Here is a 14632-nt window from a genome sequence, read left to right as displayed (position 1 = left end):
ATTATATATTTCTATGTGTTTATCCTTGTTTCAAAACTACTGTGGTACTGCTTCCCGGCAGTTTGATGCCACGCTGCTCCAGCATATGCATAATGGCCAGATTAACAGTTTCTCTTAAAGCGGCATACTGCTGCCCTTCAATTATAAGGGTATTGAAAATGACCTGAATGATTACCGTATCCTTATTAAAATCATGCAGATTGACGGTAAATCCAGGTAATACACTCTGATTACCTTTTAGAATTGCCCTGATATCTTGAACGGCGCCAAGTATCCCGTCTGCCGGCGTGTCGGCGGGTAACTCAAGTTTCATATTCACACGCTGTTGGGTGCGGAGCGTCAGGTTATCCAGGATACTATCCACCATTTTTTTATTAGGAACCGTCACAAAGGTTTTCTCCTGTGTGCGGATACGCGTACTCCTCAGCCCAATTTTTTCTACCGTACCGGTATAAGCATCCACTTTTACGGTGTCGCCTACACGGAATGGCTTATCAAAGAAGATCATAAAGGAACCGATCAGGTTCTCAATACTCTCCTTGGCTGCCAATGCAAGGGCCGCAGCACCAATTCCAAGACCCGCAATGATCTTTTCCACCAACGCCACTCCAAACAGTATCCTGATAAAAGCGATGGCACCCATAATGAGTATAATCGCTTTAAAAAAATCTCTGAAAAATATAATAAATTGATTATCAGTCTTATCTGGTGTGAGGTCCGCCTTCTTTTCCAAGACCATGGCTATGAAATCTATCAAACGGAGGATAATCCAGATGATACTTGCCGTAAAAGCCAGTTCCAGTAAGGTATCAGTGACATTCTGCAGAGTTGACTTACCATAAACATGCACATTCAGAATGCGTGGAAAAGTAAACCTGTCGATGGTAAACATAAACGTTACCAGGAGGAAGAAGAATTCAAGTGGCTTCAGCAGCAACTCTACGAAGCTTTTCTGTTCTATCTGCGGCGACCAATGCTTTACCAGTTTGAAAAGTAGCGCTGCTACTATCTTTGAAAGGAATCGCTTGATAAAAGATACAAACAACAGCACCAATATCAGTATCATATAATCCCTGATCGGATTATCGAGGATAATGGTATCCAGAAATTTATTCATTGTACGGAATCAGTTTAAAATAAAGACATAATCGGGCTCGAATTTCAGGAAATTCTCCTGCATTTTCCCTGCTATTATAATTTTTATCAGATGAGCCTGCTTGCCTGATCATTGTGAATGAGTACCACTCCTGGTTGGGCACCGGGCTGGAAACTACCATATTTATTAGCTATACCCAATGCAATTGCACCATTACTCGTACCCCATTGGAGTAACTCTTCTAATGGTATTTCAGGAAAATGTTGGCGGATGGTTTTAATTTCTTCCCAAACAGATAACTGGTGATTGGAAGCCAGACTATCAGTGCCAATGCTAATTTTACAGTTCATCTCTCGGAGAAGGTTGATGTCTGGCAGCCTGTTTTCGATGTATAGGTTAGCCAGCGGACAAAGGCACCACCATACATCTGAGGATTGCTGCTCCGCAAAACGCACGTCTGTGGCGGTGGAGAAGGTATTATGTACCAGTATTATTTTTTGGAGATGGAAATATGGAAGGTAGGCTTCCAGACTGCCGGTGCCTGTTGGCTGGAAGCCGCTGGCATCCATACCGAAGGTATTGTAGAAATCAAGGAAGCTGCCGGTTTTGGTGGCATAGAGCTCATTTTCGGCGGAGGTTTCCTGGTTATGTATGCTAAAAGGCGTGTTGTCTGGTGTGTTGGCAATTTTATCGAACAGCGTTTTACTTACGGAATATGGCGCATGCGGAACGATGGAACTGTTATGCATAGGTCCATTGAGGGTTTCGAACTGGTGAAGTACATCCATGCTGTATTGGTAGCGGCTTTCAGCGCCGGCATCCGCAACGCCCATACATTCTACGAAAGTATGGAAGTAAAGTTGACTGTTCTTTTTCTGTGAAATCGTTGCTGGGCCGTTACTGATATCCCCTACGGCACTGATACCTGCGGACCACATGGCTGCTGCTGCCTGTTCCATGGCTGTTTCCTGCAAGTCGGCATTGGTATTTCGCTGTTTCATGACGGTTGTCAGGAAGGTTGGTAGCCCTGTTTTCTCAGGAATCACATTTTTCATGTGAGAAAGTTCCAGGTGGCAATGTGTATTTATGAATCCTGGAAGGAGAATTCCATCGTGAAAAATCACGTCTGTTCCAGCTTGTTTTTCGTCTGAAATGCCCTCCACTACGCCATTCTCATCTAATATCAGTACCTTGTCAGGACCCCAGAAATGGTGTCCGTCAAATATCGCTTTTCCCTTTAATTTGATCTGTTTCAACAACCCTGGTGTTTATTTACGTGAATGATCTTAATTTTGCAACCCGATTGAGTACCGTCTCTGCCCCATTGGGTAGTATACTCAACAGTCAAAGATAATTATGATAGACAAACTCGAAGCTATAAAAGGCCGATTTGATCAGGTAGCATTGGCCCTTACCAATCCAGAGGTGGTAAGTGATAACAAAAAATTTGGCCAGCTGAGCAAGGAATACCGTCAGCTGGAAAAGATTGTGAAGGCGTATGATGTTTACCGCAATCTGCTGGAAAATATTGCCTTTAACAAGGAAGTACTGGATAGCGGAGATGATGAAATGCGTGAGTTGGCAAAAGCCGAAACAGAGGAATTACAGGAGCAGAAAGTTGCCCAGGAAGAGCTGATCCGCAACCTGTTGATCCCTAAAGATCCACAGGACGAGAAAAATGCGATCCTGGAGATCCGTGCTGGTACTGGTGGAGATGAGGCCAGCTTATTTGCCGGTGATCTGTTGCGTATGTATCTGCGTTTCTGCGAGCTTAAAGGCTATACTACCAGTATAATGAGTGAGAACCCTGGTTCTGCCGGTGGTTATAAAGAGGTGGTATTAGAAGTTAGTGGAGATGATGTATATGGCACCCTGAAATTTGAATCAGGTGTACACCGTGTACAGCGTGTTCCTGCAACGGAGGCCTCTGGCCGCGTGCATACCTCTGCTGCTACAGTAGCGGTTTTGCCGGAAGCGGAAGAAGTGGATGTGGAAATCCGTGATGCTGATATTAAAATGGATACTTTCCGTTCCAGTGGCGCGGGTGGCCAGCACGTAAATAAAACTGAGTCTGCCGTACGTTTGACGCACGGGCCTACCGGTGTGGTAGTAGAATGTCAGGAAGGACGTAGTCAGCACTCTAACCGTGAGATTGCCATGAAGATGCTGCGTACGCGTATCTATGAAGCGGCAGTACGTAAACATGAAGATGCTATTGCGAGCCAGCGTAAGAGTTTGGTGTCAACTGGCGACCGTTCTGCAAAGATCAGGACTTATAACTATCCTCAGGGTCGTGTTACTGATCATCGTATCGGCATGACAGTTTATAACCTGGATGCCTTTATGAATGGCGAAATCAAGGATATGATTGAGGCGCTTGCATTTGCTGAAAATGCGGAGAAGCTGAAACAAGGCAACTAAGCCTGAGATATTAGTAACAGCCGCTGATAATGACCGTTGATAACGGGATTTACAGCGGCTGTTACCTTCATTAAGAGACTGTGAAATATTTACCCTGAACTGTCCGTATCTACAGGAAAAATCCTACATTTAATTTGTCCGGGAAACCGTTATACTCCCCTTTTTACTTAAATCATGCAATCATGTTAGAGCAATTATTGCAACTCGTTCAAGAACATGCACAAGGTGCTGTTGTGAACAACCCTGCTGTCCCTAATGAGCAGAACCAGGCCGTAATGCAAGCTGCAACGGAATCAATTACTAATGGTTTACGTCAGGAGCTGGCGAATGGTAATACAGAAGGCGTTTTGAGCCTACTGGGTGGCCAGTCTGAGACCAATGGTAATCCTGTAGTAAATAATATATCCAATAACTTTTTGGATACATTATTGCAGAAGTTCAATCTGGACAAGGGTGCAGCTACGCAGTTGGCTGGTAGCCTGATTCCTTCCGTACTTGGTTCTTTGGTAAACAAAACCAATGATCCTTCCAACAATCATTTCAGTTTGGATGGTATCCTTGGATCACTGACTGGTGGCGCTTCTTCAGGTTTAAACCTGGGAGATATGCTGGGTAAGCTGAAATCGGGCCTCGACAAAAACGGAGACGGTAATGTGGACCTGAATGATTTGAAAGATATCTTATCTAATGGTGCAAAATCTCAACAAGGTGGTCAGCAGGAAGGTGGTATCGGTGGAATGCTGAAAAACCTGTTTGGTTGATAAAAAAATCGGATGAAAGTTATAGGTTATGAAATTTTTATATTTTTTAACAACTATTAATCATCCGATTTTTTCTAATTTTTAAGTTTGGCAGTATATTTGTTCAGCAGGAATTCAACAACCATTGTTGGGCCTTGAAAATTATATAATACCTTCATATTTAAAATTACTATGATGAAAAAACTAAATGTTCTGGTAGCTGGCGTATTAGCTGTAACAATGTTGTTTAGTTGTTCGCAATGGCAGAGCATGGACAATACGAAGAAAGGTGCTGCAATCGGTGTTGGTGGCGGTGCTGCTGCTGGTGCTATAATCGGCAAAGTAGCCGGTAATACTGCATTGGGAGCTATTCTTGGTGCTGTTGTCGGCGGTGCTGGTGGTGCGCTTATTGGTAAAAAAATGGATAAACAGGCACAGGAAATCAAAACTGAAGTGCCTAATGCAACTGTAGAACGTGTAGGTGAAGGTATTAACGTAAAATTTGATGCTGGTGTATTATTTGGTTTCGATAAATCTGATCTGTCTCCAGCTGCACAAACAAGCATTACCCAACTGGCGCAGGTATTAAACAAATATCCTGATACATATGTACGTGTAGAAGGTCATACCGATTCAACTGGTACTGATGCTTACAACATGGCATTATCAGAAAGAAGGGTTAAAAGTGTTTCTGCTTTTCTGACTAAACAGGGTGTAGACGCTTCTCGTATTCAAGGCTTCTGGTATGGTAAAACCCAGCCAATTGCTCCAAACAGTACAGAAGAAGGCCGTGCTAAAAACCGTCGTGTAGAGTTTTCCATCTTTGCGAATGATAAGATGAAAGCTGATGCGAAGAAAGAAGCAGGTCAGCAATAATATTAAACAGATTTTTTAAGGTACACTTATTTCTCATAAGCAGTAAATGACTCCCCCCTGATTACAGGGGGGATTTTATTTCTGCTGAAAGCTATAAAAAAGAAAAGAGCGGAAATTATTTCCGCTCTTTTCTTTTTTCCCATATGGAGATGAATATCCTAAAGACCCATATACCTGCGATGGCACCTATGGTATCTGCTAAAACATCGTACATGTCAAAGCTCCTTCCTTCGGCGTAATATTTTTGTATGAATTCGATCGCGAGTCCGTAGGCTGCTGCAAATACTACGAAGAGTAAGAGCAGGGCGGGCGAAATTTTTTTGCGTTGCCACCATATTGCCAGACTTAAAAAGAATACTATTCCGCCGAAAAGTCCGAAGTGTACAAATTTATCAAAATGGACTTTTTCGAAGAATGAGTTGGTAGGAATGTCTCTACCGGGCAAAGTACACAAAACCATTATAAGCACTAACCAGGCAATGGCCGGTATGAAGTATCTGAGTTGTTTCATTTACCAGTTTATTGTAGCAGGTCGGTTTCCGCGATTCAGAAATGCACGAAGGACAACGGGGCGCATGAATAACGCGGCCTGTTGTCCTTCGTGGCATGTATAAAAAGTTATTGTTGCGAAGCTATTAGTTGATCAGCTTAGAATACTCATCAGCAGTTAACAGCTTTTCAACATCAGCAGGATTTTTAACAGTTACTTTTACCATCCAGCCTTCACCATAAGGGTCAGTGTTAACCAGTTCTGGCTCATCGTTCAGTACTTCGTTAACTTCACTGATAGTAGCTGCAACTGGCAAAAACAGGTCAGAAACTGTTTTTACTGCTTCAACAGTACCAAAAACTTCTTCAGCCTCTAAGGATTTACCAACGGTTGGAATATCTACGAATACGATATCTCCCAGTTCGCGTTGAGCAAATTCGGTAATACCGATAGTAGCGGTGTTACCTTCTAACAAAATCCATTCGTGATCCTTTGTGTATCGCAGGTTGGAAGGAAAATTCATACAAGTTTGATTTTTGAGCCGTAAAAATACTGAAAGTTATATTACAATGAGTCTGGCTATCAAAAGAATAACCATTTTTTCTTCAGTCTGATTTTCATTGGGATATCCTTTACAGGTCTGTCGTGGCTATCCGTTTTTTCTGCTGCTATTTTATCAATAACATCCATGCCTTTGATCACTTGTCCAAACACAGTATAGCTTTGGTCCAGGTGAGGTGCGCCGCCTTCTGTTTTGTAGATTTCCCGTTGGTCTACTGGTATTTTACGCCCTCCTAGCCTGGTTTTTTCCACTTTGTCTAATTGTTCATCGGTGAAAACTTTTCCCTGAACAATATAGAACTGGCATCCAGAAGAGGCTTTATCCGGGCGGTCTTCCCTGGCGGCAGCCAGCGCACCTTTGCGATGGAAGAGGTCCAGTTCAAACTCCGCCGGGATAGTATATCCCACATCACCATTGCCAAGCTCCTGGCCTGCTTTGGCCCGTTTGGAGTCTGGGTCGCCGCCCTGGATCATAAAGTTTTTGATGACCCGATGAAACAGCGTACTATCGTAGAAGTGATGGCGTGTAAGTTTGATAAAGTTATCCCGATGCTTAGGGGTTTGATCGTATAGTTTAACGATCATAGTGCCATAAGGGGTGATGATCTTAGCCTTTCTGTTCTTTGCCTGTGAAAATCCGGCCAGGGATAAAAGGGTGATCAGTAGTAACAGTTTCTTCATACAGAAAAATTATTCTTCCTTATCGATATCGGTAAAATAGGCGATGACGTGTTCTTTCAGGAATTGTTCCTGTTCATCGAGTCCTAGTTTTGGAACGGGTTGTACTTCTTTGAAATGAGGCCATCCGTCTTTATCGTAGCCATCTAATTCAAAATACCCGCTTTGGCTCAGCAACGTGCATACGGCAATGTGCATGAGGTCCTGTTTTTGTTCTTTGGTATATTTTTTTCTAAACTTATTAAGTTCGTTCATGCCTATGAGGAACAGAATAGCTTCCATATTAGGTGTTTTACCAAACCTTTCTGTGAGCATTTCCTCTATAGGCTTCCAACGCGTCGCGAAATCTTCCATAGTTATTTATTTAGCCTGAATAGCAAATGTACGTGATACTAAAAATATACAATAAATCTCAGGAAGCACCGTTCCAGGAATAATCAGCGGCCACTGGAAAGTGTGAAATAAGCCACTGTAGCAAGTTTAACAGCACTTTAACGGCTCCTTCACACAGTTATAAGTTTTATTTGTGATAAGAATGATTATTTTAGCACACCTGAAAAATAATTAGCATGGAAAATACATCATCCGATATCCGTCAACTGAATGAAAAAATCCATCAGGCGAGTGCTTTTGTGGATTTGCTAAACATGGAGCTGGGCAAGGTAATCGTTGGTCAGAAATACATGGTGGAAAGACTTTTAATCGGTTTATTGGCACAAGGTCACGTTCTGCTGGAAGGTGTGCCTGGTCTGGCAAAAACCCTTTCTATCAAGTCATTGTCTTCCGCGATCAATGGGAAATTCAGTCGTATTCAGTTTACACCGGACTTATTACCGGCCGACGTTATTGGTACAATGATCTATAACCAGCAGCGTAACGAGTTTATGGTTCGCCGTGGTCCTATCTTCGCCAACTTTATCCTGGCGGATGAGATCAACCGTGCCCCGGCAAAAGTGCAGAGTGCCCTGCTGGAAGCGATGCAGGAAAGACAGATCACCATTGGTGATACCACATTCAAGCTGGACGAGCCTTTCCTGGTACTGGCAACACAAAACCCGATCGAACAGGAAGGTACTTATATGCTGCCGGAAGCGCAGGTAGACCGTTTCATGCTGAAAGTAGTGATGGGTTATCCTACCAAAGAAGAGGAAAGACACATCATCCGTCAGAACCTGAATCCGCAGGCTACGCCAGCTATTCGTCCGGTTGTGCAACCTTCCGATATCATGGAAGCGCGTAACCTGGTACGTGAGGTATATATGGATGAGAAGATCGAGAAATATATCATCGATATCGTTTTTGCGACTCGTAATCCAGAAGATTATAAGCTGCAAAAACTGAAGCCATTAATTGCCTATGGCGGTTCTCCGAGGGCTAGCATCAATCTGGCTATGGCTGCAAAAGCATATGCTTTCATGAAACGCAGAGGTTATGTTATTCCGGAAGATGTTCGCAGTATATGCTTCGACGTTATGCGTCACCGTGTAGGCCTTACCTACGAAGCTGAAGCAGAGAACGTAACCAGCGAAAATATACTCAGCGAAATCCTGAACGCAGTGGAAGTACCTTAATCGTACTACTTCTTCCGTTCATTATTATTTCGTAAAACATTAATTGCTTAAAGGTGGATACTGCAGAAATATTAAAAAAGGTGAGACAGATTGAGATCAAGACAAAAGGTCTCACCAATCACATATTTGCAGGCGAATACCATAGCGCCTTCAAAGGCCGTGGTATGTCTTTCAGCGAAGTAAGGGATTACCACTTCGGAGATGACGTGCGTTCTATAGACTGGAATGTAACAGCCCGCTTTAACCATCCTTTTGTAAAGGTATTCGAAGAAGAAAGAGAACTAACCGTCATGTTACTGGTTGATGTCTCCGAAAGTTCTGCATTTGGTACCAAGAAGCAGGATAAACGCCATCTCATTACTGAGCTGTGCGCTGTTTTTGCTTTCTCTGCTATCAAAAATAACGATAAAGTAGGCGTCATCTTTTTCAGTGATGGTATGGAGAAATATATTCCTCCTAAAAAGGGAAAATCTCACATCTTATTCATCATTCGTGAATTACTATCATTCACACCTAAACGAAAAGGAACCAATATTAAGGAAACCTTGCGTTTCTTTAATAATGCCACTAAAAAGAGAAGTATCGTATTTGTGCTGAGCGATTTTCTGGCGGGCAATTACCAGGATGCCCTCAACATCGCCTCAAAAAGGCATGATGTAGTGGGTGTACATGTGTATGACCAACGCGACAGAGAACTGCCGCCAGTAGGGCTTATACAGGTAGCCGATGCAGAAACAGGCGCTGTACAATGGGTGGATACTACTGACAAAAAAGTACGTCAGTATTATGAACATCAATTTCAGCAACACGCACAATATTGTAAGAATGCTTTTCTGAAAAGTGGTGCAGAATTAGTATCTATCAGAACAGATGAGGATTATGTGAAAGCATTGCAGACATTCTTCCTCAACAGAGCATAAAGCGGAGCAAAGTAATCATGTATAAACAACCAGGTATACGAAGCATTTTTATCTTTTTGTTACTGGGCCTGTTAATTCCAGCTGGCCTGATGGCACAAACTTCGCCAGAAGTTCATGCACGCGTGGATACTGCCAGTATCAGGATAGGTGAGCAAGTGAAACTTCGCCTTACTGCTACCATTCCTGCCGGACAGTTTAACAGCACCCGTATCGGCTTCCCTATTATACCCGATTCACTCGAACATTTTGAAGTTGTTTCCAGGGGATCTATTGACACCAGCGGTGATCAGCAGCTGAAAGTATTAGCGCAAACATTCGTGCTTACCAGCTTCGACTCCGGTCATTGGGAGATACCTGCGATGCGCTTCGAATTACTGAAAGATGGTACTACCCTTTCAGATTCGCTATACAGCGCTCCTGTAGGCGTAGATGTAGGTACTGTATCTGTGGACACTACCAAGGCTTTCCGCCCGATAAAGAGTGTGCAGGGAGCACCGTGGCGCTTCCTGGATTACTGGATGGAATTTGCTGGTGGCGCACTGTTGGTGCTGATCTTGTTGGGCATCTTTCTGTATTTCCGTACACGTAAAAAGAAAGTACCTGAAGTATTTACACCAACCGTATCTCCTTATGACCTGGCTACCCAGCAGCTCAAAACGCTGAGAGAGGAACAGCTGTGGCAGAAAGGTGATGTGAAAATGTATTATACCAGATTGACAGATATCCTCCGTACCTATTTCGAACACCAGTTTGGAATAGCAGCATTGGAACAAACAACTGAAGAGCTGTTACAGAATATCAAGCCTGTGACCAAGCTGAATCAGCAGCGTGATAAATTACGTAAACTGCTCACTATTGCGGATCTGGCGAAGTTTGCTAAAATGCAGCCTACAGCAGAAGAGCATGAAGACAGTATGCGTAATGCCGAGGAAATCCTCGAGTGGACCCGCCCAAAGAATGAAGCGGTCAATGGTGAAGGTATTGCAACGCAGGAGGCATAATCCTGTAGTGCCTACAATCTTTATAGAAAGGATTTAATAAGATATTGATGGATTTATCTACCTGGAAAAATATTGAATTTGCCTACCCGGCTTTCTTCTGGCTGTTATTGCTGGTGCCGGTGATGGTGTATTGGTATATCTCCCGGAATAAGAAACAGCAAGGAGTGATGATGGTATCTTCTATTCAGGGTTTACAGGGATTGCCTGTATCCTGGAAGATAAGGTTCCGCCCATTGCTGCTGGTTCTCCGGATACTCGCCTATGCAGCCCTGGTGGTAGCATTGGCGCGTCCGCAAACATCCAATACCTCTGAAAGTATCGATAGTGAAGGGATCGACATCGTATTAGCGATCGATATTTCGGGTAGTATGCTCGCGCAGGACTTGCAACCCAATCGTATGGAGGCTGCTAAAAATGTGGCCCTCGACTTTGTGGACAAGCGTATCAGCGATCGTATAGGACTGGTGGTGTTTTCCGGCGAAAGCTTTACCCAATGCCCGATTACCACAGATCATGCTGTGCTGAAAAATCAGATCATGCAGGTGAAAAGTGGTATGCTGCAAGATGGTACCGCCATCGGTATGGGCTTGGCAACCTCTGTAGACCGCCTTCGTAGCAGTACCGCAAAGAGTAAAGTGATTATTCTGCTGACAGATGGCGTCAACAACGTTGGTTTGATTGATCCGCTTACAGCACTTGAAATAGCAAAAGCATTTAAAGTTCGTGTATATACAATTGGCGTAGGAACCATAGGCAAAGCACCGTTCCCGATGCCAATGCCTGATGGCTCTGTGCAAACCGTTATGCAGGATGTACAAATCGATGAACCGTTGATGAAAAAGATCTCTAAAGAAACTGGTGGTCAGTATTTCAGGGCTACCAACACTGGAGATTTGAAGCATATCTACGATGAAATCGATAATATGGAGAAAACAAAAGTGGAGATTACCAGCTACAAGAAGTATGCTGAGCATTTCTTCCTCTTTGCCTGCATTGCATTAGCCTGCATATTGCTGGAAACAGTATTGAGATATACCGTGTTCAGAAGTTTGCCGTAGAAAGATATTCATATCCTTGAGATGCCTTACCAGTACTAAGTGGTAAGGCATTTTTTTTATTCTTACCTTTGGTGTTCAGAACATCAAAATATCAGGTATTGCAAGCAACAATCTATAAATCAACAGGAAGCTGGTATACTGTGAAAACGGCTACTGGCGAGTTTTTTCAGGCTCGTATGAAAGGTATCTTCAAGAAAAATGAAGACATTACTTCCACCAATCCGGTGGCGGTAGGCGACCTTGTGGAAATTGAGCCTGAAGATGGAGAGCCTGGCAATGCCATGATTACTAAGATTGAAAACCGCAGCAATTATATCGTGCGTGCTTCTCCCCATGGTAAAAACAAAAAACATATTGTTGCCGCTAACCTGGACCAGGCTGTACTGATCTGTACCCTGAAAGAGCCGCGTACTTCCACCGGTTTCATAGATCGTTTCCTGGTTACAGCTGCTGCATACCATATCCCTGTTATTCTCATCTTCAACAAAAAAGATATTTACAAGGATAAGGAGATGGAGAAGTATGAAGAAATCTATGATGTTTATACCGACATCGGATACCAGGTTATGCTGATATCTGCAAAAGAACAGGATGGTATAGATGAAGTAAAGGCTGTTCTGAAAGATAAGACTACATTGATTTCCGGCCACTCTGGCGTTGGGAAATCTTCTCTGATAAATGATCTCATGCCAGGCCTGACCATCCGTACCACCGCTGTGAGTGGATGGAGTGGTAAAGGGCTGCACACCACCACCAGCGCCGAAATGTATGACCTGCCTGATGGCGGTCGACTGATAGATACACCTGGCGTTAGGGAATTCGGTATCGTAGATATAGAAAAAACAGAATTATCACATTATTTCCTTGAGATGCGGCCATACCTGAGCGAGTGCCAGTTTAATAACTGTCTGCATATCAACGAGCCAAGCTGCGCTGTGAAAGCAGCGGTAGAAGCCGGAGAAATAGATGTGGAGAGATATGTTAGTTATGCTACTATACTAGAAACGATCGAAGAGAAAGAATACTAGCCCTTTTTAGGTTTACCCAATTCATCGAGTACCTTTTCAGCACCCCAGTTACGACGGGGTTGCGGACATCCTTTCTTTTGTGTACGACAAGCAGCGCAGGCAATTACTGCCAGCAGCAATATTATGATCAGTCTTTTCATGGTTTGTGATTTAGAAAAGACGTGTCATTTGCTTACCAGCCTTGCGATTGGAGGCTTTAATTTCTTTCGTATAGTAGTTAGAGGCAGGGCAGCCTTTTTCCTGTGAGGCACAACTTCCCAACAGGATACAGCCCAGAAGAAGCAGGCAAATATAAAATTTCATAGGGAGCGGATATTTGCCTGCAATATAATGATTTTTCTTAACGCGTCTGCTCTTTTGGAATTACGCCCTCATACCAGGAAGCGTACATAGAGTAATTCTTTGATATTCTGTTGATTTCACCATTAATGAGCGCAGTATCGATATCTTTTACTTTTACCGCAGGAACGCCTGCCCATATCGTGCCTTGTTCTACATGTGTGCCTGCCAGTACTACTGCACCTGCCGCAATAATGGAGTTACTGTCTACACGGGCATTATCCATTACAATGGAGCCCATACCTATCAGCACATTATCCGCAATCGTACAGCCATGAAGGATAGCATTGTGACCTATGGAAACATTATTTCCTACGATGGTTTGTGATTTCTGGTAAGTACAGTGAATAACTGCATTATCCTGAATATTCACGTTGTCGCCAATACGAATGCTGTTCACATCACCGCGAACAACAGCGTTAAACCATACCGTACAGCCTTTTCCCATAATTACATCGCCAACGATAGTAGCATTGGGGGCAATGAAAGTATCTTCCGGTAATTGCGGAGTGTGGCCGTTTAAAGGTAGAATGTATGCCATAGTTAATATTTTTTAGTCCAGCTGTACAAATATAACAATTAGTAATTAGCAGTTGTTTTCTAACTTCGCAGTAATAGTGATGACGAGATATGAACAACAGACAACTTTTTTTGCAGCACGTAGCGCAAACGTCTGATGCCCCGCTGGCATTAGAAATAGTGAAAGCAGAAGGCATGTATATGTGGGATGCTGATGGTAAGAAATACCTGGATCTTATAGCAGGTATCAGTGTGTGTAACGTAGGGCACTGCCATCCAGCAGTTGTGAAAGCTATACAAGACCAGGCGCAGCAATATATGCACTTACTGGTATATGGCGAATTCGTACAGTCGCCACAGGTAGCATTTGCCAAACTACTGACAGATCATCTTCCTGAAAATCTTAACTGTGTATATTTCACCAACTCTGGAGCAGAGGCGGTTGAAGGTGCGATGAAGCTCGCAAAACGTTATACCGGCAGAACAGAAATAGCTGCATTTAACCGTAGCTATCATGGTTCTACACAAGGTGCGCTTAGCATACTGGGTGATGAATTCTGGAGAAATGCCTACAGGCCATTGCTGCCAGGTATCCAGCATTTGAATTATAACGACTATGCTTCGCTGGACCTTATAACAGAACGTACTGCTGCTGTTATTGCAGAAAGTGTGCAAGCAGAAGGCGGCGTAAATCTGCCACAACTGGAATGGCTATACGCACTTCGTGAAAAATGTAACGCCACCGGTACCTTACTGGTGTTGGATGAAATCCAGTGTGGACTTGGCCGTAATGGTACTTTATTTGCTTTTCAGCAACTCGGCATTATTCCTGATATTTTGTTGCTGGGAAAAGCGCTGGGAGGCGGTATGCCTTTAGGTGCATTTATTGCGTCCAAAGATATTATGTGGACGCTTACTAATAACCCTGTATTAGGCCACATTACTACGTTTGGTGGACATCCTGTGAATTGTGCTGCGGGTCGTGCGGGCTTCCAGGCGTTACTGGATCTGGATGTAATTAAAGATGTAAAAGCAAAAGGAGAATTATTTCATCAGCATCTGAAACACCCCGCTATCAAAGCGGTCCGTTCTCTCGGATTAATGATGGCTATTGAATTGGAAAGCTTTGAAGCGAATAAAAAAACGATCGATTATTGTATTGCTAATGGCGTGCTGACGGACTGGTTCCTCTTTGCGCCAGCGTGCATGCGAATCGCGCCACCACTCATAATTACAGAAGAAGAGATTATTGCTGCGTGTAAGATTATTTGTGAAGGATTAGACAGAATATAAACATCTTACTAAATAAATAAAAAAACGGGCAGGATACACTA

Annotated in this window: 18 protein-coding genes; 9 read left to right on the top strand and 9 right to left on the bottom strand. The window is 43.4% G+C overall.

What is annotated here, in order from left to right; translation table 11 throughout:
• Positions 1-19 precede the first annotated feature (19 nt).
• Positions 20-1117 (bottom strand): mechanosensitive ion channel family protein, encoded by a 1098-nt coding sequence (locus ACE38W_RS10550; protein WP_375830683.1) that lies wholly within the window; start codon positions 1115-1117, stop codon positions 20-22.
• A gap of 86 nt (positions 1118-1203) precedes the next feature.
• Positions 1204-2352 carry an amidohydrolase family protein gene (locus tag ACE38W_RS10545; protein WP_375830682.1) on the bottom strand — a complete coding sequence of 383 codons (1149 nt, stop codon included), beginning with the start codon at positions 2350-2352 and terminating at the stop codon, positions 1204-1206.
• 100 nt (positions 2353-2452) lie between these two features.
• Between ACE38W_RS10545 and prfA the strand changes: the two genes are divergently transcribed.
• The 3 genes from prfA to ACE38W_RS10530 all read left to right on the top strand — a co-directional run bounded on the left by prfA (position 2453) and on the right by ACE38W_RS10530 (position 5133).
• Positions 2453-3517, top strand: coding sequence for a peptide chain release factor 1 (gene prfA / locus ACE38W_RS10540; protein WP_375830681.1), 1065 nt, complete (start codon positions 2453-2455; stop codon positions 3515-3517).
• 182 nt (positions 3518-3699) lie between these two features.
• The gene (locus ACE38W_RS10535) at positions 3700-4278 is read left to right on the top strand and encodes a hypothetical protein (RefSeq protein WP_375830679.1); all 579 of its coding nucleotides are present in this window, start codon (positions 3700-3702) and stop codon (positions 4276-4278) included.
• 174 nt (positions 4279-4452) lie between these two features.
• Positions 4453-5133 carry an OmpA family protein gene (locus tag ACE38W_RS10530; RefSeq protein ID WP_375830678.1) on the top strand — a complete coding sequence of 227 codons (681 nt, stop codon included), beginning with the start codon at positions 4453-4455 and terminating at the stop codon, positions 5131-5133.
• Between the two features lie 115 nt (positions 5134-5248).
• On the opposite strand, the gene ACE38W_RS10525 is transcribed toward ACE38W_RS10530, so the two are convergent.
• From ACE38W_RS10525 to ACE38W_RS10510, 4 genes are all read right to left on the bottom strand, one after another.
• Positions 5249-5644, bottom strand: coding sequence for a VanZ family protein (locus ACE38W_RS10525; RefSeq protein WP_375830677.1), 396 nt, complete (start codon positions 5642-5644; stop codon positions 5249-5251).
• 124 nt (positions 5645-5768) lie between these two features.
• On the bottom strand, positions 5769-6146 hold the full coding sequence (gene gcvH, locus ACE38W_RS10520; protein WP_375830676.1) for a glycine cleavage system protein GcvH: 378 nt from the start codon (positions 6144-6146) through the stop codon (positions 5769-5771).
• Positions 6147-6205: 59 nt separating this feature from the next.
• The gene (locus ACE38W_RS10515) at positions 6206-6865 is read right to left on the bottom strand and encodes a peptidylprolyl isomerase (protein WP_375830675.1); all 660 of its coding nucleotides are present in this window, start codon (positions 6863-6865) and stop codon (positions 6206-6208) included.
• A 9-nt stretch (positions 6866-6874) separates the two neighbouring features.
• Positions 6875-7216 (bottom strand): hypothetical protein, encoded by a 342-nt coding sequence (locus ACE38W_RS10510; RefSeq protein ID WP_375830674.1) that lies wholly within the window; start codon positions 7214-7216, stop codon positions 6875-6877.
• Between the two features lie 293 nt (positions 7217-7509).
• Between ACE38W_RS10510 and ACE38W_RS10505 the strand changes: the two genes are divergently transcribed.
• The 5 genes from ACE38W_RS10505 (at position 7510) to rsgA (ending at position 12440) form a co-directional block, all read left to right on the top strand.
• Positions 7510-8433, top strand: a complete 924-nt coding sequence (locus tag ACE38W_RS10505) for an AAA family ATPase (RefSeq protein ID WP_375831179.1) — start codon at positions 7510-7512, stop codon at positions 8431-8433.
• 80 nt (positions 8434-8513) lie between these two features.
• Positions 8514-9353, top strand: a complete 840-nt coding sequence (locus ACE38W_RS10500) for a DUF58 domain-containing protein (protein ID WP_375830673.1) — start codon at positions 8514-8516, stop codon at positions 9351-9353.
• Positions 9354-9370: 17 nt separating this feature from the next.
• Positions 9371-10354, top strand: coding sequence for a hypothetical protein (locus tag ACE38W_RS10495; RefSeq protein WP_375830672.1), 984 nt, complete (start codon positions 9371-9373; stop codon positions 10352-10354).
• Positions 10355-10401: 47 nt separating this feature from the next.
• Positions 10402-11412 (top strand): VWA domain-containing protein, encoded by a 1011-nt coding sequence (locus ACE38W_RS10490; protein ID WP_375830671.1) that lies wholly within the window; start codon positions 10402-10404, stop codon positions 11410-11412.
• 98 nt (positions 11413-11510) lie between these two features.
• Positions 11511-12440: a ribosome small subunit-dependent GTPase A gene (rsgA, locus tag ACE38W_RS10485; protein WP_375830670.1), complete on the top strand. Its 930-nt coding sequence runs from the start codon at positions 11511-11513 to the stop codon at positions 12438-12440.
• On the opposite strand, the gene ACE38W_RS10480 is transcribed toward rsgA, so the two are convergent.
• From ACE38W_RS10480 to ACE38W_RS10470, 3 genes are read right to left on the bottom strand one after another with little or no spacing between them, the layout of a single operon-like run.
• On the bottom strand, positions 12437-12580 hold the full coding sequence (locus tag ACE38W_RS10480; protein ID WP_375830669.1) for a hypothetical protein: 144 nt from the start codon (positions 12578-12580) through the stop codon (positions 12437-12439). The genes rsgA and ACE38W_RS10480 overlap by 4 nt on opposite strands.
• Before the next feature lie 10 nt (positions 12581-12590).
• Complete coding sequence (locus ACE38W_RS10475) at positions 12591-12743, bottom strand: hypothetical protein (protein WP_375830668.1); 153 nt, start codon at positions 12741-12743, stop codon at positions 12591-12593.
• A gap of 37 nt (positions 12744-12780) precedes the next feature.
• Positions 12781-13320 (bottom strand): gamma carbonic anhydrase family protein, encoded by a 540-nt coding sequence (locus ACE38W_RS10470; RefSeq protein ID WP_375830667.1) that lies wholly within the window; start codon positions 13318-13320, stop codon positions 12781-12783.
• Positions 13321-13409: 89 nt separating this feature from the next.
• Between ACE38W_RS10470 and ACE38W_RS10465 the strand changes: the two genes are divergently transcribed.
• Positions 13410-14591, top strand: coding sequence for an aspartate aminotransferase family protein (locus tag ACE38W_RS10465; RefSeq protein WP_375830665.1), 1182 nt, complete (start codon positions 13410-13412; stop codon positions 14589-14591).
• The last annotated feature ends 41 nt before the right edge of the window (positions 14592-14632 follow it).

The organism is Chitinophaga sp. Hz27 (genome assembly GCF_042263525.1).
Classification (GTDB): Bacteria; Bacteroidota; Bacteroidia; order Chitinophagales; family Chitinophagaceae; genus Chitinophaga.
This window is presented reverse-complemented; position numbering and strand designations above follow the sequence as displayed.

Coding starts and splice junctions, on each gene's coding strand:
- ACE38W_RS10515 (WP_375830675.1), bottom strand. CDS start 6,865: ATGAAGAAACTGTTACTACTGATCACCCTTTTATCCCTGGCCGGATTT.
- ACE38W_RS10480 (WP_375830669.1), bottom strand. CDS start 12,580: ATGAAAAGACTGATCATAATATTGCTGCTGGCAGTAATTGCCTGCGCT.
- ACE38W_RS10505 (WP_375831179.1), top strand. CDS start 7,510: ATGGAGCTGGGCAAGGTAATCGTTGGTCAGAAATACATGGTGGAAAGA.
- gcvH (WP_375830676.1), bottom strand. CDS start 6,146: ATGAATTTTCCTTCCAACCTGCGATACACAAAGGATCACGAATGGATT.
- ACE38W_RS10465 (WP_375830665.1), top strand. CDS start 13,410: ATGAACAACAGACAACTTTTTTTGCAGCACGTAGCGCAAACGTCTGAT.
- ACE38W_RS10490 (WP_375830671.1), top strand. CDS start 10,402: ATGGATTTATCTACCTGGAAAAATATTGAATTTGCCTACCCGGCTTTC.
- ACE38W_RS10475 (WP_375830668.1), bottom strand. CDS start 12,743: ATGAAATTTTATATTTGCCTGCTTCTTCTGGGCTGTATCCTGTTGGGA.
- ACE38W_RS10470 (WP_375830667.1), bottom strand. CDS start 13,320: ATGGCATACATTCTACCTTTAAACGGCCACACTCCGCAATTACCGGAA.
- ACE38W_RS10530 (WP_375830678.1), top strand. CDS start 4,453: ATGAAAAAACTAAATGTTCTGGTAGCTGGCGTATTAGCTGTAACAATG.
- ACE38W_RS10525 (WP_375830677.1), bottom strand. CDS start 5,644: ATGAAACAACTCAGATACTTCATACCGGCCATTGCCTGGTTAGTGCTT.
- ACE38W_RS10535 (WP_375830679.1), top strand. CDS start 3,700: ATGTTAGAGCAATTATTGCAACTCGTTCAAGAACATGCACAAGGTGCT.
- prfA (WP_375830681.1), top strand. CDS start 2,453: ATGATAGACAAACTCGAAGCTATAAAAGGCCGATTTGATCAGGTAGCA.
- ACE38W_RS10495 (WP_375830672.1), top strand. CDS start 9,371: ATGTATAAACAACCAGGTATACGAAGCATTTTTATCTTTTTGTTACTG.
- ACE38W_RS10510 (WP_375830674.1), bottom strand. CDS start 7,216: ATGGAAGATTTCGCGACGCGTTGGAAGCCTATAGAGGAAATGCTCACA.
- ACE38W_RS10550 (WP_375830683.1), bottom strand. CDS start 1,117: ATGAATAAATTTCTGGATACCATTATCCTCGATAATCCGATCAGGGAT.